General features: G+C 37.1%; 25 protein-coding genes. 18 read left to right on the plus strand and 7 right to left on the minus strand.

Going from position 1 to position 19506, the window contains the following annotated elements; all coding sequences use genetic code 11:
• Positions 1 to 8: 8 nt before the first annotated feature.
• The 6 genes from gyrB to dnaA all read right to left on the minus strand — a co-directional run bounded on the left by gyrB (position 9) and on the right by dnaA (position 6633).
• A complete protein-coding gene (gyrB, locus tag Gferi_RS13235) occupies positions 9 to 1919 on the minus strand; it encodes a DNA topoisomerase (ATP-hydrolyzing) subunit B (protein WP_069977206.1) in 1911 nt (636 codons plus the stop codon).
• Between the two features lie 130 nt (positions 1920 to 2049).
• Positions 2050 to 2346: an extracellular matrix regulator RemB gene (gene remB, locus Gferi_RS13240; protein WP_069977208.1), complete on the minus strand. Its 297-nt coding sequence runs from the start codon at positions 2344 to 2346 to the stop codon at positions 2050 to 2052.
• 96 nt (positions 2347 to 2442) lie between these two features.
• Positions 2443 to 3558 carry a DNA replication/repair protein RecF gene (gene recF, locus Gferi_RS13245; protein ID WP_069977210.1) on the minus strand — a complete coding sequence of 372 codons (1116 nt, stop codon included), beginning with the start codon at positions 3556 to 3558 and terminating at the stop codon, positions 2443 to 2445.
• A gap of 57 nt (positions 3559 to 3615) precedes the next feature.
• The gene (locus Gferi_RS13250; protein ID WP_069977212.1) at positions 3616 to 3825 is read right to left on the minus strand and encodes an RNA-binding S4 domain-containing protein; all 210 of its coding nucleotides are present in this window, start codon (positions 3823 to 3825) and stop codon (positions 3616 to 3618) included.
• Between the two features lie 136 nt (positions 3826 to 3961).
• Entirely contained in the window at positions 3962 to 5065 is a 1104-nt protein-coding gene (dnaN, locus tag Gferi_RS13255; protein ID WP_069977214.1) for a DNA polymerase III subunit beta, read from the minus strand.
• Positions 5066 to 5298: 233 nt separating this feature from the next.
• Positions 5299 to 6633, minus strand: coding sequence for a chromosomal replication initiator protein DnaA (dnaA, locus tag Gferi_RS13260; protein ID WP_069977216.1), 1335 nt, complete (start codon positions 6631 to 6633; stop codon positions 5299 to 5301).
• Between the two features lie 593 nt (positions 6634 to 7226).
• On the opposite strand from dnaA, the gene rpmH reads away from it, so the two are divergent.
• From rpmH to noc, 9 genes are all read left to right on the plus strand, one after another.
• The gene (gene rpmH, locus Gferi_RS13265) at positions 7227 to 7361 is read left to right on the plus strand and encodes a 50S ribosomal protein L34 (RefSeq protein WP_069977218.1); all 135 of its coding nucleotides are present in this window, start codon (positions 7227 to 7229) and stop codon (positions 7359 to 7361) included.
• 152 nt (positions 7362 to 7513) lie between these two features.
• The gene (gene rnpA / locus Gferi_RS13270; RefSeq protein ID WP_069977220.1) at positions 7514 to 7849 is read left to right on the plus strand and encodes a ribonuclease P protein component; all 336 of its coding nucleotides are present in this window, start codon (positions 7514 to 7516) and stop codon (positions 7847 to 7849) included.
• A gap of 10 nt (positions 7850 to 7859) precedes the next feature.
• Positions 7860 to 8069: a membrane protein insertion efficiency factor YidD gene (yidD, locus tag Gferi_RS13275; protein WP_069977222.1), complete on the plus strand. Its 210-nt coding sequence runs from the start codon at positions 7860 to 7862 to the stop codon at positions 8067 to 8069.
• Between the two features lie 21 nt (positions 8070 to 8090).
• Positions 8091 to 8744: a YidC/Oxa1 family membrane protein insertase gene (locus tag Gferi_RS13280; RefSeq protein WP_236932730.1), complete on the plus strand. Its 654-nt coding sequence runs from the start codon at positions 8091 to 8093 to the stop codon at positions 8742 to 8744.
• 1 nt (position 8745) lies between these two features.
• On the plus strand, positions 8746 to 9363 hold the full coding sequence (gene jag / locus Gferi_RS13285) for an RNA-binding cell elongation regulator Jag/EloR (protein WP_069977232.1): 618 nt from the start codon (positions 8746 to 8748) through the stop codon (positions 9361 to 9363).
• A 113-nt stretch (positions 9364 to 9476) separates the two neighbouring features.
• Entirely contained in the window at positions 9477 to 10859 is a 1383-nt protein-coding gene (gene mnmE, locus Gferi_RS13290) for a tRNA uridine-5-carboxymethylaminomethyl(34) synthesis GTPase MnmE (RefSeq protein ID WP_069977239.1), read from the plus strand.
• 14 nt (positions 10860 to 10873) lie between these two features.
• The gene (gene mnmG, locus Gferi_RS13295) at positions 10874 to 12769 is read left to right on the plus strand and encodes a tRNA uridine-5-carboxymethylaminomethyl(34) synthesis enzyme MnmG (RefSeq protein WP_069977241.1); all 1896 of its coding nucleotides are present in this window, start codon (positions 10874 to 10876) and stop codon (positions 12767 to 12769) included.
• Positions 12762 to 13481, plus strand: a complete 720-nt coding sequence (gene rsmG / locus Gferi_RS13300; RefSeq protein WP_069981417.1) for a 16S rRNA (guanine(527)-N(7))-methyltransferase RsmG — start codon at positions 12762 to 12764, stop codon at positions 13479 to 13481. Before mnmG ends, rsmG begins: the two co-directional genes overlap by 8 nt.
• A 128-nt stretch (positions 13482 to 13609) precedes the next feature.
• Positions 13610 to 14407, plus strand: coding sequence for a nucleoid occlusion protein (noc, locus tag Gferi_RS13305; RefSeq protein WP_069977243.1), 798 nt, complete (start codon positions 13610 to 13612; stop codon positions 14405 to 14407).
• Between the two features lie 27 nt (positions 14408 to 14434).
• On the opposite strand, the gene Gferi_RS13310 is transcribed toward noc, so the two are convergent.
• Positions 14435 to 14704, minus strand: coding sequence for a TMEM165/GDT1 family protein (locus Gferi_RS13310; protein ID WP_069977250.1), 270 nt, complete (start codon positions 14702 to 14704; stop codon positions 14435 to 14437).
• A 158-nt stretch (positions 14705 to 14862) separates the two neighbouring features.
• Here Gferi_RS13310 and Gferi_RS13315 point away from each other — a divergent pair, with 158 nt between their 5' ends.
• The 9 genes from Gferi_RS13315 to Gferi_RS28145 all read left to right on the plus strand — a co-directional run bounded on the left by Gferi_RS13315 (position 14863) and on the right by Gferi_RS28145 (position 19340).
• Entirely contained in the window at positions 14863 to 15636 is a 774-nt protein-coding gene (locus tag Gferi_RS13315) for a ParA family protein (protein WP_069977256.1), read from the plus strand.
• Positions 15637 to 15645: 9 nt separating this feature from the next.
• On the plus strand, positions 15646 to 16509 hold the full coding sequence (locus tag Gferi_RS13320) for a ParB/RepB/Spo0J family partition protein (protein WP_069981418.1): 864 nt from the start codon (positions 15646 to 15648) through the stop codon (positions 16507 to 16509).
• A 193-nt stretch (positions 16510 to 16702) separates the two neighbouring features.
• Entirely contained in the window at positions 16703 to 17614 is a 912-nt protein-coding gene (locus Gferi_RS13325) for a PhzF family phenazine biosynthesis protein (RefSeq protein ID WP_069981419.1), read from the plus strand.
• A gap of 239 nt (positions 17615 to 17853) precedes the next feature.
• Positions 17854 to 18066, plus strand: a complete 213-nt coding sequence (locus Gferi_RS13330; RefSeq protein WP_069977257.1) for a hypothetical protein — start codon at positions 17854 to 17856, stop codon at positions 18064 to 18066.
• A 37-nt stretch (positions 18067 to 18103) separates the two neighbouring features.
• Positions 18104 to 18382, plus strand: a complete 279-nt coding sequence (locus Gferi_RS13335) for a sodium ion-translocating decarboxylase subunit beta (protein WP_069977258.1) — start codon at positions 18104 to 18106, stop codon at positions 18380 to 18382.
• 12 nt (positions 18383 to 18394) lie between these two features.
• A complete protein-coding gene (locus Gferi_RS13340) occupies positions 18395 to 18631 on the plus strand; it encodes a hypothetical protein (protein WP_069977259.1) in 237 nt (78 codons plus the stop codon).
• 131 nt (positions 18632 to 18762) lie between these two features.
• Positions 18763 to 18930 (plus strand): hypothetical protein, encoded by a 168-nt coding sequence (locus tag Gferi_RS28135; RefSeq protein ID WP_156782390.1) that lies wholly within the window; start codon positions 18763 to 18765, stop codon positions 18928 to 18930.
• Between the two features lie 72 nt (positions 18931 to 19002).
• Positions 19003 to 19146 carry a hypothetical protein gene (locus tag Gferi_RS28140; RefSeq protein ID WP_156782391.1) on the plus strand — a complete coding sequence of 48 codons (144 nt, stop codon included), beginning with the start codon at positions 19003 to 19005 and terminating at the stop codon, positions 19144 to 19146.
• A gap of 20 nt (positions 19147 to 19166) precedes the next feature.
• Entirely contained in the window at positions 19167 to 19340 is a 174-nt protein-coding gene (locus tag Gferi_RS28145) for a hypothetical protein (protein WP_156782392.1), read from the plus strand.
• The last annotated feature ends 166 nt before the right edge of the window (positions 19341 to 19506 follow it).

Raw genomic sequence — 19506 nt, forward strand, 5'->3', positions numbered from 1 at the left:
CCCCCTTACTACACATCTAGATTACTTACATATTTTGCATTTTCTTCGATGAAGTCTCTCCGAGGTTTTACTTTATCTCCCATAAGTGTAGTAAAAATCTCATCTGCTGCCACTGCATCATCTACAGTTACTTGAATTAAAGTCCTTTTTTCCGGATCCATGGTGGTATCCCACAGCTGTTCGGGGTTCATTTCTCCTAAACCTTTATAACGCTGTAAACTGATTCCCGTTCTTCCAATTTCATTTAATAAATTATCTAATTCCTTGTCTGAATACACATAATGCTCTTCTTTCCCCTTTTTGACTTTATAAAGAGGTGGTTGGGCAATATAAATATATCCATAATCTACTAATGGTTTCATATAACGATAGAAGAAAGTTAATAATAGTGTTCGGATGTGGGCACCATCTACATCCGCATCGGTCATAATAACAATCTTATGATAACGGAGTTTTTCAAGATCAAATTCATCATCAATACCACAACCGAAAGCCGTGATCATCGCACGGATTTCATTGTAGTTTAATATTTTATCCAGACGGGCCTTCTCCACATTCAAAATTTTTCCCCTTAGAGGTAAAATTGCCTGAATTCGGCGGTCCCTTCCCTGCTTTGCAGATCCTCCCGCAGAATCACCTTCCACTAGAAAAATCTCACTTAATTTTGGATCTCTTTCAGAGCAGTCAGCCAGCTTACCCGGTAAGGCCATGCTATCCAACAAACCTTTTCTTCTTGTAAGTTCTCTGGCTTTTCTTGCAGCTTCTCTAGCCCTTGCCGCTCGTATTGTTTTTTCTATTATGATTTTGGATTCTCCCGGATTCTCCTCCAAAAATGCCTGTAAAGCTTCAGTTGCAATTGTTTCAACAATTCCCCGCATTTCACTATTGCCTAACTTTGTCTTCGTTTGTCCTTCAAACTGTGGTTCTGTCAGCTTGACAGATATAATAGCCGTTAATCCTTCACGGATATCCTCTCCTGTCAAATTTTCTTCTTTTTCCTTTAATATATTGCTCTTTCGGGCATAATCATTCACTACACGGGTAAGAGCAGATTTAAAGCCGATTAAATGGCTGCCCCCCTCATGGGTATTAATATTGTTTGCAAAAGAGAATATATTTTCTGTATAGGTATCTGTGTACTGCATGGCAACTTCTGCATAAGAGCCTTCTTTACTGCCTTCGAAATACACAATTGTATTGTTGACAATATCCTTATTCTTATTTAGATATTTTACAAACTCCTTAATACCGCCTTCATAATGAAAAACAACCTTTTTAGGTGTTTCCTCCCTTTCATCGGTCAGGCTAATTCTGATTCCTTTATTTAAGAATGCCATTTCTCTTAATCGATGCTCTAATGTATCAAATTTATAAAGTACCTCTTCAAATATCTGGGAATCCGCAAGAAAAATAGTACTGGAGCCCGTTTCCTCCGCCTCTCCGACCACTTCAAGCGCTGTAACCGTATGCCCTCTCTCATATCTCTGGCGATAGATTTTACCCTCTCTTTTGACGGTAACTTCCATCCATTCTGACAGGGCATTTACAACAGAAGCACCCACGCCGTGAAGCCCTCCGGATACTTTGTATCCTCCGCCGCCAAATTTTCCTCCCGCATGAAGAACTGTATGAATAACCTCCACAGCAGGTTTGCCCATCTTTGGATGTATATCCACGGGCATACCTCTTCCATCATCACTGACACGAATCGTATTGTTCTTACCGATAATGATATCAATATTTTTGCAATAACCAGCTAAAGCCTCATCTATACTATTATCTACAATCTCATATACCAGATGATGCAGGCCTTTTGGTCCTGTAGAGCCGATATACATGCCCGGCCTTTTCCGAACTGGTTCTAATCCTTCCAATACTTGAATCTGTTCAGCGCCATATTCTTGATTTATTTTTTCCATGTTTTTTACCCCCTACGATTTACTTCTTGTGAATACGACTCACTTTCACAAAAAAACTACAGACTCAACCACTCCTCTTTCTCCATTTTAAGAATCAGTAGCTGCCTTTTGATCTTCACAATTTTTCACACTATATATGAATCTCATCAATAAATCCGGCCCTTTTTTGGAGTGTTGTTGATGAAATGGGTGAATAATAAATAATAGATTTTACCGTATCTTTTGATCCTTTTTTTCCGCTCTCTATTCTTTCTGTAATCACACAGGACTTTGGTTTTTCTCCTGAAATACGGTAAACAAATCCCTCTTCTTCCGCAATCTTAAAGAACTCCTTATTATCTTTCGATTTCGTCAAAGTACCCATATCTATGATGGAAACAATATCACTAATGGGAATAACGATATCTCCACCCAAATGAAGGAACATCTCAACGCCTCCTTACAAAATTTATCCAAATTATATTATAACCTTTTATGGTTCTATATAAAAGAAATATTCATCTTATTTCACAGAACCGATACTTTAGTCCTTTGCATAATATTTTACATTTGCATTTTCTACATAAAATATTGATTTATCGCTAAATTCCATTGTCTCCAAGCTATTTAGCTCTGTAGTCGTTACAAAGGTTTGAATATCCCGAAGACTTTTGATTAAGAACTGTTGTCTTTTTTGATCTAGCTCCGACATTACATCATCCAATAAAAGAATTGGATATTCTCCTGTTTCTCCCTTCACTAACTCAATTTCTGCCAGTTTTAAAGCTAAAGCAGTGGTGCGTTGCTGACCCTGTGAACCAAAAACCCGGATATCAATCCCATTTACATAGAGGCCCAAGTCATCTCGATGAGGGCCAAGTGTAGTACTCCCTCTATTCACATCCTTCTCCTGTGATTCTTTTAACTTTTCTATAAAAAAGGCTTTCATTTCTTCATCATTCTTTTTCATTGGAATACTGCTCTGGTACCTTAGTTCAAGGGTTTCTCTATTGTCAGTAATCTTCCGGTGAACCAACTTACTTAACATACTCAGTCGATTGATAAAGCTTAACCTTTCAAACATTAACCGAGCTCCCAATTCTGCCAGCTTTTCATCCCAAATATCAAGGGTATCCATATATTTCTTATTTTGATATATTTTCTTTAAAAGATTATTCCTCTGCATCAAAACCTTATGATATTGATGTAAATGATGAAAATATTTTGGTTTAATATTTGAAAGCTCCTGATCAATAAATCTTCTTCGTTCTGCTGGTCCTTCCTTAACTAACTTCAAATCTTCCGGTGAAAAAATGACAACATATACGTTTCCTAGAAGTTCTGTACGTTTTGTTGAAGTTAAACCATTTACTTTAACTTGTTTTTTCTTTTCTTCTTCTAACTTTATCTCTACCGTAACTTTTCCATATCTTTTTTCACCCTCTATTTTTATATACCCTTGCTGCTTATCCATTTTAATAATTTCTCTATCTTTGATTGTACGGAAAGATTTTCCTGATGCGGTCATATAGATAGCTTCCAAAATATTTGTTTTCCCTTGGGCGTTATCTCCTACAAAAATATTTACCTTAGGATGAAGAGATAATTCTAATTGGTGATAGTTTCTAAAGTTAATTAACTTTAAGTTTTTTATATACACAAAAAAACACCCCACAGCTCCGATGGAAGTAACAAACCTATCTTTATAATGGTTTATTTATCGAATAACCGTAATGACTTCCCCTTCTACGCTTACCTGATCTCCTGGCTTAATTTTTTTGCCTCTTTGGTATTCAACGGTACCATTTACCTTTACCAGCCCCTCTTGGATCATAAACTTTGCATGACCTCCTGTCTGGGCAAAATCAGCCAACTTCAATAAAGAATCTAGTTTAATGATATCTTCCTCTATTTTTATCTTTTTCATTATACACATCCCCTTGCTCAAAAATCATTCTTCTACTACTTTATTTTGTACCAAAAGCTTGCCATTGCATTCAAATAAATACCTTTATTTACCTTGAAAAGGAGTTTTCTATACCGCAGTACAGAAAACTCCTTTATTAGTTAGCCAATCTCACCGGTAAAATGAGGTATGTATAATTCTGCGTATCTGTTGGTTTTACAATACAAGGGCTTACATTTGTTGTAAATTCCAGATAGATTTCCTCACTATCAATGATCTTTAAGACATCTAAGAAGTATTTTGAATTAAATCCAATATCCAAATCCTGACCTTCCAATTCTATGTTTAAGGTTTCGTATACTCTTCCGATTTCCGCATTGGAAGTGATGGTCATGGTTTCATCCTTAATAGAGAATTTTACCAAGTTATTTTTCCCTTCCTTTGCAAGTAAGGATGCCCGCTCCATACTATCCAACAGATTTCTGGTTTTAACCTTTACCCTAGACTTATATTCTTTTGGCAAAATTTGCTTATAGTTAATGAATTCACCTTCTAACAGTCTAGAGATTACCTTAATATCTTTCATCTGAAATAGTACATGCTTGTCTGTAAAGAATAATTCAACATCTGCAGTATCTTCATCAGAGATAATACGGTGAATTTCATTAAGTGTTTTTCCTGGAATAACCGCCCTGCTGTTTTCATAACTTTTGATTGTTCCCTGTCTAAAAGCTAATCGATAACCGTCTAGTGCTACCATATTAATGCTATTTTCAGCAATTTCCATTAATACACCTGTTAAGATCGGCCTTGTTTCATCTAGCGCAGTTGCAAATGCAGTTTGACGGATCATATTCTTAAAAAGATCTTGGGAAATTTGATAGGCATGCTCTTCTTCTACGACCGGTAACTCTGGAAATTCTACAGCAGGCTGTCCAACCAATGTAAATTCAGAATTCTCACAATGAATAACTGTGTTGTGATCATTATCAATTGAGAACTCAACCTCTGCATCCGGTAGTTTTCTGATAATTTCTCCCAATATTTTTGAAGAAATTACAATGGATCCTTCTGAAAGAATTTCTGCATCTATGGTCTGTTCAATTCCAATTTCTAAATCTGTACCTACAAGCTTAAGTTTTTGTCCAACAGTTTCTAATAATATCCCCTTCAAAATAGGTAATGTGGTTTTTGATGAAACTGCTTTTTGAACGATGGTAATAGCTGAAGCCAATTGTTTTTGGCTGCATATAAATTTCATCTGTGGATAACCTCCTCTGTTATAAAAGGTATATAAATATATAAATTTTTAGTAGTAATAGTAATAGGGGCTGTAGATTTGTGGATAACCCTATTAAGCAAGGATAAATGCTGTGTTTGAAAATTTTTTTAGCTGTGTGCAATTTATGAAAAGTTATCCACATATACAAGGGAGTAAAATTGCTCCGTACTTATACACAACTTATTCGATAGATGCCAACATACTGATGTGCATTACTTTCCTTTTATATCTTTGATGATATTTTCTATCTTTATTTTGATATCCATATCATTTTCAATATCCTGAGTGATCTTTTCATGGGCATGAATAACCGTTGTATGATCTCGCCCGCCAAATTCATCACCAATTTTAGGAAGAGACAGATCTGTAAGCTCTCGGCAAAGATACATGGCAATCTGCCTTGGATAAGAGATGGAGCGGGTTCTTCTTTTAGAATTGAAATCATCCATCTTTACACCACAATGTTCAGATACAACCTCTTTAATTAAAGGTACAGTAATCTGCTTTGGTTTAGAGGAAATGATATCCTTTAGGGCTTCACTGGCCAGTTCGACAGTAACCTCCTTATTGGTTAAGGAGGAATAGGCAACGATTCGGATTAGGGCTCCTTCTAGCTCACGAATGTTGGATTGAATTTTTTTGGCAATGTGCAGCATCACTTCGTTAGGAACGTCAATACCTTCAACTTCAGCTTTTTTTCGAAGAATGGCGATTCTTGTCTCTAAATCAGGTGGCTGAATATCGGTAATTAAACCCCATTCGAAGCGAGAGCGCAAACGGTCTTCTAGGGTAGGAATTTCTTTTGGAGGCCGATCACTAGAAATGATAATTTGTTTATTGGCTTCATGGAGGGCATTGAAGGTGTGGAAAAATTCTTCCTGGGTCCTCTCTTTACCGGCGATAAATTGAATATCGTCGACCAATAATACATCTACAGTTCTGTATCTATTTCGAAACTCCACATTTTTATCATCACGGATGGAGTTGATGAGCTCATTCGTGAATTTTTCTGAAGAAACATATACTACCTTGGCACTGGGATTTTGACTCAATATATAGTGGCCGATCGCGTGCATCAAGTGCGTCTTGCCTAATCCTACGCCCCCATAAATAAAAAGTGGATTGTAGGCTTTCGCTGGTGCTTCCGCAACAGCTAGAGAAGCTGCATGAGCAAATCGGTTACTATTGCCGATTACAAAGGTATCAAAAACATATTTAGGATTTAAGTTTAAAGTATCAAAGGTATCTGTATTTTTTGGCTGATGACTTGTCTGGGAATATTTTATATATTTTTCGCTGCCAGGAACAATAAATTCAAGCTTGTATTCTATAGCGGTAATCTGTTTTAGGGCATTAATGATTAAGCTGGCATACCTTGCTTCTAAAATACCCTTTGAAAAGTCATTGGCTACGGCAAGAACGATTGTATTGCCGTTAATACTCATTGGTTCAATTGGTTTTAACCAAGTATTGAAGCTAACCTCTGTAAGCTCTGTCTTAATGAGACTTAATGACTTTTCCCACATTTCGTGTAAATTTTTACTCATGTTACAGCCCCCTACTCAATAGTAAATGAAAAACAACCCCATCCAATAGAAAAAATTTTTGAAATAGGAGTTGAATAAAAATCAATATCCACAGATTATCAACAGATTTTGTGGATATTTTGTATTCGCTGTATGGTTTTTGATGTATAATTTTTTATATCTAGGAAATGAATAACGTTGTGGATATTTTTGACACAGCAAATATATAATAAAGCACAAAAAGGCTTGTACACATTTATAATAAAGAAAATGTATAAACTATTCACAAGGCTTTATGGGAAAAAATCAAGAAATAAGAGAAAGTAAATCAAGTTATACACACTTTTATCCACAACCTGTGCATAAAAGTGGATTTGTGAAAGACATTTTCCACATATCAACAGTTTTATACTATCATATCAAAATTTATGGGGAAATTCAATCGTAAACCAAAAATTATCCACAACAAAAAAGACTGGGCATAAATTTATCCACAAAAAAAGAACTTCCTTGACAGATAGGGAGGACAACGGTATAATTATTTAGTAAATGCTCATTTTTAAGGGTATATAATCTTTTCAATATATAGACAGATTTTGAAGGGGGTGTTTTCGATGAAAAGAACTTATCAGCCAAAAACAAGACAAAGAAAGAAAGAACATGGATTTAGAAAAAGAATGAGTTCCAAGCCTGGAAGAAATGTATTAAAAAGAAGAAGATTAAAAGGCAGAAAGAGATTGACTGCATAAGGCCGCATACAGTGGCCTTTTTCTATAATTCGTTGTTGCTCAGAGATCAAGGCCAAATACCTTCTTAATGTAGCACACTGCTTAAGGAAGTATAAAGTATCGGAAGGATAAACGTTTCCAGATCTTTTCCCCATTGAAAGAAGGCATATTGGATGAAGGACGCTATGCGCTTAAAAAAGAACACAGAATTTAAAAAGGTTTATGCTAAAGGATCCTCGCTGGCAAATCGATACTTAGTACTTTTTATGATGAAAAATGGGAAAAATTACAACAAAATTGGCTTTTCAGCTAGTAAAAAAGTTGGAAAAAGTGTTGTACGTAATCGTGTCAGGAGATTGATGAAGGAAAGCTTCCGCACTGTGGCAGAAAAGTTGGAACAAGGATATGACCTCGTATTTATCGCTAGAGTAAATAGTAAGGATGCTTCTTACATAGAGATAGAAAAGGCGATGGTACACCTTTTTAAAAAGTCTAAGCTACTGAAATAGGTGAAGAAATTTGAAACATATCTTTATTCTACTGGTAAAGTTTTATCGCAAATATATTTCACCCTTGAAAGCGCCAAGCTGTAGGTTTTATCCCACTTGCTCCCAGTATGCTTTGGAAGCCTTTGAAAAGTATGGTGCAGTAAAAGGCGGATATCTAAGTATCAAGCGAATTTTGAAATGTCATCCCTTTCATACCGGTGGGTATGATCCTTTAAAATAGTGTCGATAGGGGGTAAACGTATTGATCGCAAAACCGTTAGGAATGCTGTTGAACTTTCTATATGGATTAATAGGGAATTACGGGATATCTATTATATTCTTTACAATTATCGTTAAGCTACTATTGCTACCATTAACCTTTCAACAGCTAAAACAGACAAAAATGATGGCAGACATGCAGCCGAAGTTAAAAGAGCTGCAGAATAAATACAAAAATGATAAAGAAACATTAAATGTAAAAACCATGGAACTATATAAGGAATATAAAGTGAATCCCCTAGGTGGGTGCTTGCCACTATTGATTCAAATGCCGATCATCTTCGGTCTATTTGCTGTTCTAAGAGAACCTATAAAACACATTGCAGATCCTAATTTTGTCCAGGCTGTAAATGAGTCATTCCTTTGGATTCCTAATTTAAGTGAACCTGATAAGATTATACTACCAGTGTTGGCTGGTATTACAACATATTTTTCTATGAATACAGCTTCCAATCCAGGTGCAGCACAAAATCCTAGCATGAAGATGATGAACACCATATTTCCGGTTATGATTTTATGGTGGGGTAGAAGTTTCCCCGCAGGATTGACCTTATACTGGGTTGTAAGTAACTTGTTCCAGATGGCACAACAGTATGTAATACCGAAAGCTGGTACCCCTAAGGAGGAGTCTAATTAGTATGAAGTTCGTAGAAAAAACCGGAAAAACCGTAGCGGAAGCGGTAATTGCCGCCCTGGAAGAACTTAAGGTTACAAGGGATCAGGTAGAAGTTGAGGTTTTGGAAGAAGCCAGTAGAGGGATATTCGGACTAATTGGTACAAAGCAGGCTAAAGTTAAGGTAATCGTCAAAGATAATCCTGAAGAATCAGCAGTTAATTTTCTAAGAGATGTATTGAAAACGATGGGATTAAAAGCTGAGTTTAAAACAAAGCTTAAGGGAGACAATCTGTATATTGATGTATTTGGGCCGGATATGGGTGTATTAATTGGCAGAAGAGGACAAACTTTGGACTCTATCCAATACTTGGTAAGCCTTGTAGTGAATAAAGATCGTGAAAACTATTTAAGGGTTTTGGTTGATACGGAAGATTATCGTAGAAAAAGAGAGCAAACCCTTATCCGTTTAGCCAATCGATTAGCCCATAATGTAAAGACACACAGAAAAGAGATTGTACTGGAACCAATGAATCCCTATGAGCGTAGAATCATTCATGCCGCGCTGCAGAATCACTCCGGTATTATTACCAGAAGTGAGGGAGAAGAACCTTATCGTAAGGTTGTCATTTCACTGAAATAAATTTAAAGTAAGATTTCTTCAATTAAAACCCAGTAGCTATACTGGGTTTTGTTATCCTTTTAATTAAAAATTGGTATAATATATAGAAGCAGCTAAGAAAATGAGGTGAGTTTATGATAGATGATACCATTGCTGCCATTGGAACAGCCCCGGGAGAAGCGGGTATAGGGATTGTTCGTATGAGTGGACCTGATGCAGTGGCCATATTAGATAAGCTATTTGTGCCCACCAGGGGAAGTAGTATATTGGAGTATGCCGGTAGAAGATTAACCCATGGACATATTGTAGATCCAGATACAAAAAGTAGAGTCGATGAAGTACTGGTTACCTATATGAAGGCACCTTATACTTATACAGCAGAGGATGTAACAGAGATTGATTGTCATGGCGGCATTGTTCCTGTAAGAAAGATATTAGAATTGGTGCTGAGACATGGGGCAAGAACCGCTGAACCTGGTGAATTTACGAAAAGAGCATTTTTAAACGGTAGAATTGATTTAGCTCAAGCAGAAGCAGTAATGGATCTAATAAGGGCTAAAACCGATGTAGGTTTTGATGTAGCTTTAGGGCAATTGGAAGGAAGTCTGTCGAAAGAGGTTAAGGTTATTCGGGACAAGCTTTTGGAAATGTTGGCTCATATAACAGTAAATATTGACTTTCCTGATGAGGATATAGAGGAACTTACATATCGTACTTTAAAAGAACAGGCTGAAGGTATTGAACAAAATATAGAAGGCCTGTTGAAAACTGCCCATGCGGGAAAAATAATACGTGAAGGCCTTAGCACTGTAATTATCGGGAAGCCTAATGTTGGAAAATCTTCCTTAATGAATGCACTGCTGCGGGAATCGAGAGCGATTGTTACCGATATTCCAGGTACTACCAGAGATGTAATTGAAGAGTATGTAAATATACAAGGAATTCCATTAAGAATTATTGATACTGCAGGAATAAGGGAAACAGAGGACCTAATCGAAAAAATCGGAGTAGAGAGAAGTAAAGAATTTTTCAACCGTGCAGACCTAATTATTTTTGTACTCAATGCAGCAGAGCCGCTATCTACAGAGGATGAACAAATCATGCAGCTGGTTGAGCACCGGGATGCCATTGTTCTGATCAATAAAATAGACCTGCCTTCAAAGTTGGAAGAGAATAAGATTAAAGAACTGCTGCCGGGAAAAAGGATTATTCCCATATCTGTATTAGAAGAAAAGGGTCTTCATGAGCTGGAAGATGCTATTGTTAAAATGGTCTATGGTGGGGAAGTGAAGCATCAGGATCATTCTCTTGTAACCAATACACGCCATAAAAATGCATTAGAGCGCGGGAAAAGAAGCATGGAGGATGCGATTAGAGCTATCGATAGTGGCATGCCCTTAGACTTTATCGAAGTGGATGTAAAGAATACGTGGGATTATTTAGGTGAAATAACAGGAGATACAGTAGGTGAAGATTTGATTGATAAAATATTTGCCAACTTCTGTTTAGGAAAATAAGGAGGAAAAGCGTTATGCGGGAACAATTTGAGGCTGGAACCTATGAGGTAATTGTGGTAGGGGCTGGTCATGCAGGCTGTGAAGCTGCACTGGCAGCAGCCAGAATGGGATGCAAAACCCTGCTTCTATGTATAAACCTGGATTCTATTGCGATGATGCCCTGTAACCCGGCTATTGGCGGTACCGGAAAGGGACATTTGGTGAGAGAGATTGATGCATTAGGTGGAGAAATGGGCCGTAATATTGACAAGGCTTTTATACAAAGTAGAATGCTGAATACAGCAAAGGGTCCTGCAGTACATTCTTTGCGTGCTCAAGCAGATAAGCTGCGATACCACGTAGAAATGAAAAAGGTTGTAGAAAATGAAGAGCATCTTGATCTAAAACAGGGTGAAGTGGTTTCTCTATTGATGGAAGAAAATCGAGTCGTTGGTGTACTCATGAGAACCGGTGCTATATATTATACAAAGGCAGTGATACTGGCTACAGGTACATATTTAGGGGGAAAAATTTTTATCGGTGGTGTAAACTACGAAAGCGGCCCCAATGGGCTAGCACCTTCTAATGAACTGACAAAAAACCTAAAGCAGCTGAAGTTGCAAATGAGAAGATTTAAGACAGGGACTCCAGCCCGTGTAGATAAAAAGACCCTGGATTTTAGTAAAATGGAAATTCAGCCGGGAGATGAAGAAATTGTACCATTTTCTTTTATGAATGAAGATCTTCAACGGGAGCAGGAGCCTTGTTGGCTAACTTATACCAATCAAAATACCCATGATGTAATTCGTCAAAACCTTCATCGTTCTGCCATGTATGGCGGAGATATAGAGGGAACAGGGCCAAGATATTGTCCATCCATAGAGGACAAGGTTGTAAGATTTGCGGATAAGGAAAGACATCAGCTCTTTATTGAGCCAGAGGGCCTAGATACCAACGAAATGTATGTGCAAGGAATGTCTACCAGTTTGCCGGAGGATGTACAAATTCGTTTTTTAAGAACTATACCTGGATTAGAGGATGCAAAGATTTTGCGGCCCGCCTATGCCATCGAATATGATTGTGTAGACCCCACCCAGTTGAAGCTAACCTTGGAGTGCAAGGATATTCCGTTCCTTTTTTCTGCAGGACAGTTTAATGGTACTTCAGGATATGAGGAAGCTGCAGCACAAGGGTTAATCGCGGGGATTAATGCTGCTTTAAAGATACAGGAAAAAGAGCCCTTTGTACTGGACCGGTCAGAGGCTTATATTGGTGTATTAATTGATGATCTCGTTACGAAGGGAACCAATGAACCCTATCGCATGATGACTTCAAGAGCAGAATATCGACTGGTACTGCGTCAAGACAATGCAGATTTGAGATTAACAGAGAAGGGGTATCAAATAGGCTTAGTAAAGGAAGCGCGATACCAAAGATATTTAAAGCGTAAACAAGAGGTAGAGCAGGAATTAGCGCGTTTAAGGGAAGTATTTATAACACCTGAAAAGGGCAATGAATTTTTAGAAAAAATGGAGAGCGCAACCATTAAAAGCAGCATTTCTCTATATGACCTACTGAAGCGCCCGGAGCTGACTTATGACAACATTCATCCACTTGATACCGGAAGAAAGTTCCTGCCTGAGCATGTAATCAGGCAGTGCGAAATACAAACCAAGTATGAAGGCTATATTGATAAGCAGTTAAAGCAAATTGAACAGTTTAAAAAACTGGAAAGCAAAAGGTTAGATCCAGAAATTGATTATCATAAGATTGAAGGACTGCGGCTGGAAGCCAGGCAGAAGTTAAATGCTATTAAGCCGCTTTCTATGGGTCAAGCATCAAGAATATCCGGCGTTTCTCCTGCAGACGTTTCCGTACTGTTGGTTTACTTAGAGCAGCAGAGAAGAAGGAAGGGTGATGGGGTTGAATAGCATGGACATACTGAAAGAGGGGTCTAAGGCCTTAGGGATCGAGCTAACGGAACAGCAAGGGCAGCAGCTGGTAAAGTATAAAGAACTGCTTTTAGAATGGAATGAAAAGATAAATCTGACTGCCATTACAGAGGAAAAAGATGTGATGATTAAGCACTTTCTTGATTCTTTATCCTGTGTAAAGGCATCCCCTTTAAAGAATGAGGTAAAAATTATTGATGTGGGTACTGGGGCCGGATTTCCAGGAATTCCCCTAAAGGTGTATTATACAGACATTCAGTTGACCCTATTAGATTCTCTGAACAAACGGATACATTTTTTACAAGCGGTATGTGAAACCCTTGGATTGAAAAGCGTAGAATTTTTACATGGAAGAGCTGAAGACTACGGAAATAATAAAAATTACCGAGAAAGGTATGATGTTGCTGTAGCTAGGGCGGTGGCAGAATTGAATAGCCTAGCAGAGTACTGCATACCCTTTGTAAAGATAGGGGGGTTCTTCATTGCACAGAAGGGTCCAAATATCGAAGAAGAAATGAAAAGGGCGGAGAAAGCCATTGAAATATTGGGAGGAAAGATTGTAGAAAAAATAGATATACCGCTGCCATTCAGTGAGATTACGCATAATATTGTCATTATAAAAAAAATAAAACAAACACCGACAAAATATCCTAGGAAAGCGGGTACTCCGACGAAAAATCCTCTTTTATAAGTCGTTTCATCGGTTTATTTGTTGAGCGATAATGAGAGGAATTTCAAACGGATAGAAGGAAGTGGGGCTTTTTTGACGAAATAATAAGTAGTATTGAGAGTATTTGTGAAATCAAAGGGGAAGATAATATGATCAGAGAACAAGAACGAAATGTTTTGCAAATCCCTGTGGGTTCAATACGTCCCAATCCTTATCAACCAAGAAAGGTTTTTACGAAAACAGCCTTGGATGAATTATGTGAGTCCATTAAGGTATATGGCATATTACAACCGATTAACGTAAGAAAAATCGGTCAAGACAGCTATGAGTTAGTGGCAGGAGAAAGAAGGCTACGGGCTGCAAAGCTGGCGGATATGGAGACGATACCGGCAATTGTAGTGAATATTGATGATCAAGATTCAGCTATTTTAGCGTTGATAGAAAACCTACAAAGAGAAGATTTGAATTTTATAGAAGAAGCTGAAGGTTATGCTCATTTATTGCATGACCATGGCTTTACGCAACAGGAAATTGCTGAGAAGGTTGGAAAAAACCAATCTACAATAGCCAACAAGTTGAGAATATTAAAGTTAATTCCTGAAATAAAGTCCATGCTTTTAGAGCATAAATTAACAGAAAGACACGCTAGGGCACTTTTAAAGCTTCCCGATGAAAAACTTCAGATGGAAATTTTAGAACAGGTTATTAAGAAGGATCTTAATGTTAAGAAAACAGAAAAATTGATTACAGAAACTTTAGAGAAGCTTTCAAAGCCTAAAGAGCCAGAAAGAAGACAAAACATAAAAAGTGCTTTTAACTTTAAAATTTATCTAAACACTTTAAAAAACGCTTTTAATGCAATTAAAGAGACTGGATTAAATGCAGAATATAAACAGTTGGATAAAGGTGACTATGTAGAGGTAGTTGTAAAAATTCCTAAAACATAATAAACTCAGGGCCATTGGTCCTGAGTTTTAAATTTTCCCCAATAATGTGAGGACGCCGATAATAATAAACGCGACACCAGCGCCTAACTGAAGATAATGGGGAGAAATATATTTTGTAATATGGGTTCCAGCCACAACGCCTAAAAGTGCACTTAGGCTAAGTGCTAAAGATGCGCCAATGAATACACCCAATCTGGATTTTGACTGCGTAGCCAGAAGCATTGTTTGAAGTTGTGTTTTATCCCCTAGTTCGGCGAGAAATACCATCCAAAAAGCAGTCATGATGATTCTTAACATATGTTTGTTCCCCCTTATATACACAGAGACCTTTTATATTATATTCAGAAGTTTTCAATGTATTATTTGAATATTTTTTGAGTTCCTTAATTTTCAAGAAGGAATCAGATGGGTTGTAACGAAATTTATACATACCAAGAAATTGTGAGGTGATTGGGTTGGGAAAGGTTATTGCCATATTTAATCAAAAAGGCGGTGTTGGAAAAACAACAACCAATGTGAATATTAGTGCATGTCTTGCAACAAAGGGAAAGAAGACATTGGTAATAGATATTGATCCTCAGGGAAACACCACCAGTGGGTTCGGTATCGATAAGAATAGCCTTGAGTATTCCATGTACGATTTGATTATCGGCAGTGCAAGTATAGAAAAGTGTATCCTAGAAGCCAATCGTAAAAATTTATATATCATCCCATCTAGTGTACAGCTGGCGGGAGCAGAAATCGAACTGACGGAAATGGAAGAACGGGAAACTACTTTAAAAAAAGCTATTATGGAGATCAAGCAGAAATATGATTATATTTTTGTGGATTGCCCACCGTCCCTTGGTTTGCTGACAATCAATGCCCTAACCGCTGTCGACAGTGTATTGATTCCCATCCAGTGCGAATATTATGCTTTGGAGGGTGTCAGTCAGTTGATGAATACCATTGAATTGGTAAGAAACAACTTAAACCCGGATTTAATGGTCCAGGGAGTAGTATTGAGTATGTTTGATGGAAGAACCAACCTATCGATTCAAGTGGTGGATGAGGTGAAAAAATATTTCCGGGGAAAGGTTTATACAACACTCATCCCAAGAAATGTAAGATTAGCAGAGGCACCCAGCTATGGGATGTCTATCATTGAATATGATCCCAAATCTAAGGGGGCAGAAGCTTATATGGAGCTGGCAGAAGAGTTTTTAGATTTAGAAGAGGATGTGATATAATTGGCCAAAGTGAAGGGTGGTTTAGGTAAGGGGTTGAATGCTCTAATACCAGCAAGTAAAGAACCTTTGGCAGTTAACATACCACCAAAGGGTGATGCATATAAAGTATCCATTCAAGAGATTCGGCCCAATAAGGATCAACCGAGAAAGCATTTTGATAAGGATAAACTGGAGACATTAGTGGATTCCATTAAAGCCCATGGATTGATTCAACCCATCGTTGTAAGACCTATCGAACAAGGCTATGAGATTGTTGCAGGGGAGCGCCGATGGAAAGCTTCTAGAGAAGCGGGCCTTAAAGAGATCCCTTGCATTATTAAAGAAATGGATCAGCGGACAGGTCTTGAAATTGCATTGATAGAAAATCTTCAGCGGGAAGATTTAAATGCTATTGAGGAGGCAAGTGCCTATAAACAGCTGATGGAGTTTTATGGATTGACACAGGAAGAATTATCTCAGGTAGTGGGAAAAAGCAGACCTCACATTGCAAATACCTTAAGGCTGTTAAATCTAGGTGAAAAAATCAAACAAATGGTAGTCAATGAAGAGATTACCAGCGGGCATGCAAGAGCGCTGCTGCGGCTAACGGATAAGAATCTACAATTGGAGACTGCACAGAAAGTTATGGAAAATCAACTTTCTGTTCGAGAAACAGAGGTGTTGGTAGATAATTTACTAACTGTAAAAATAAAAAAGGAGCAGCCAGCGCAAAAAGTAAAAGATTATCACTTAGTTTCTTTAGAAGATTCCTTAAAGAGTTTATTTGGTACAAAAGTTAATATTGTTAAAGGGAAGAAAAAAGGGAAAATTGAAATAGAATATTATAGTGACGAAGAGCTGGAGCGTTTGATTGATTTGTTTCAGCGTGTATAAGGTTTCATTGTTTCACGTGAAACCTTTTTTTCTTTTTAAGAAAGGAAAAAAGGTGCAGCACTTCCTTGAAACTTAAATCTTTTTCCATTTATAAGAGGTGGACAGAAAAAAATCTTTATACTATGATAAAAGAGTAATTATTTATCTAATTATACCATCTTAATAAATAGATAAAGAGAAATGAGTGATGCCAATGGAGAAAATTATCTATCAAGTAGACGCTTTTACCGATATACCCTTTGGCGGAAATCCGGCTGCGGTGGTTCCAGATGCTGTGGGATTAACTGATAGGCAAATGCAACAGATCGCCAGAGAAATGAATGTCTCTGAGACTGCTTTTATAACAAAACAGGAGGATGGGTTTGCAGATTTTCAAGTTCGCTTTTTTACTCCTACTCAAGAAGTAGATCTGTGTGGTCATGCTACTGTAGGAGCTTTCTTTGTACTAGCCAAAAAGGGGTATATCGAAGGAGATCAAAAAATTAAGATCGTAAAACAAAAAACCGGTGCAGGAATATTACCTGTTGAAATTTATTTTGAAGCGGACGAGGTAGCACATATCTATATGACACAAACAAAACCTCGCTTTGCGTTTTCGATAGAAAACATAAGAGAGTTAGCTGAAATTATGAAATTAGGAGAAGAAGACATTGGTTTGAGAGGAATGAACGCAGTTCCTCAGGTGATTTCTACTGGACTTCCTGATATTATTTTGCCGATAAAAAACCTTGATGCATTAAAGAAGATTGATCCAGACTGGAATGTTTTAGCTGCCTATAGCAATCGTCTAGGAGTTGTGGGGGTACATGCTTTCTCATTGGAAACAGAGGAGAAAGATTCAGACCTTGCCTGTAGAAACTTTGCACCAGCAGCTGGAATTAATGAGGAAGCTGCTACAGGAACATCTAATGGTGCTCTGGGAGCATACTTGATTCAAAATAATATCATTCCGTGGAGCGGAGAGCATACGCTACTTTGTGAGCAAGGTTATTATATGGATCGACCGAGTAAAATTCTGGTAAAGCTTGAAGGAAGTAAAGAAGATCTGGTTGTAAAAGTTGGAGGTAAGGCTGTAATTACATTGGAAGGGGTTATGATGGTATAAAACCGCTGAAAAGAGCGGTTTTATATTTTTTTGACTAAAAATATTGTGAAAAACAGGAACATATTTATAATGAACAGCATCTTAGAATTAGAATATTATTCTAGTTTATACTGGGGAACAGGTACTCGAATGATCAGAGGTTACGGCGGAAACATCTGCCCAATGAACTTAAATAAATAGTGCAGGAAAAAGGAATATTCCAGAGAATCGTAGAAATAATGATTAAAGTAGGTGTATAAATGGGAAAAGTGATTTATATCCTCTATACAATGATTCATTGGTGCTTACTACTTAGACTGTGGCGTTATATTGACCATATGCTATGGGGAGTGGTATCGGGGGCAGAATGGGTCACGATCTTCGCGGCTGTTTTTATTATGCTGCCATTTTCTGTTATTGCTACAGAGAAACTGTTTGAGTTTATTGCAAATACTTGGGAGAAGTCTATATAAAGCGCTCGTAAGGGCCTGCAGGAGGAGATGGGCAGGTATGAAAAATAGAAAAATAAAGTGGAATTTTAAAGTCCACATAGGGATTTCACTGTTGATCGTGATATTCTTTCAATCTTTCGAAAAATTTTTTAATGCTGAAAGGCATGCAGCAAGCATTGGCATCATTGGTGGTGCTGACGGTCCCACAGCTATATTTGTTACAGGAAAAATTACAGGGCAGCTATTGCTGGAGATTTTTTTAAAAATCTTCCTTTTTATTTTACTACTGATGTTATACAAGCCGGTTAAGTTATTTTTGGAAGAGAAAAATCCTTAGGGAGGAGATTGATTGAAAAGAGTTATTAGCTTTATTGCAACCTTTCTTGTAGCCTATGTTATCATAGGGTTTTTATCTACATTTTTTTTATCAGTTAAATTTGCTGCAGATGCTACTGTATGGGATATGCTGAAAACTAAATTTTATATGGCTCTTAAATATGGATGGATTTTTAAAATAATCCTTGCGGGGGCTTATGCAATAATAGTGAATCAATACATATATGGTAGAAATGAGAATTTTAAATAAATGGGAGAGATCAATGTGAAAAGTAAAATATGTTTATTCCTCTCAAATTTCCCGGTTTCACAGCTGCTTTTTTAATTTGGCGTTTAATCGTGTATATAAACTCACCCAGGTAATATAAAGGAGAAGTGTTTATGAATAAGAAACTGCAAAATCTATTATATATTATAAATATGCTGCTGCTTATGGTTATCGTATCAATGAATGTCCTTAATGTTGCAGCGCCCAAAATTCTTTTGTATTTTATAAGCGTTACAGTACTCACCTACTTCCTGCTTGCCCTTAAAAATAAATTTAGTTAAATAAATTCTGAAGTGGACTGTTTGATGCTATACCGCTAAAGATTAAGAACGTGCTGATTAGGAGGCAGTAAAATGTCAATATTCGTTTATATATTGATTTTTACACTGGTAATGTTTGTTGGATGGTTTATAGGTGTCTTAAATGATATTCAAGAAAAGGTAACAAGGATAGAAGTTTTATTGAGCATATACGGGGAAAAGCTTCAAGACAAATAATGAATAAGGGAGTGTATCTATTGGGATTTTCACTATTTTTTCAATTAGTTAATTCCGTATTGTTTATAGGAATCATCTACATCTTTTTCTACTTGATCTTTATACTGCCAAAGCAAATGAAGATGAATGCACAGCGATTAGAACAGATAGAAGTACAAATAAGAGAGATTAATGAGAAGCTGGATAGACAATAAAATATTATATCAGATAGAACAGTAAATGATTGGATTTATAGCAATTTTAAATTTGTTTCCCGTGAAACAAATTATGGAAAAAGGTTAAGAACAACAGTATGCTTCACGATCGGTCAGAATGATGATTTTAAGAGCGTTTTCGAAAAAATTAACTTAGCTGAGGCTT

The sequence above is a fragment of the Geosporobacter ferrireducens genome (assembly GCF_001750685.1).
GTDB classification, from domain to species: domain Bacteria; phylum Bacillota; class Clostridia; order Peptostreptococcales; family Thermotaleaceae; genus Geosporobacter; species Geosporobacter ferrireducens.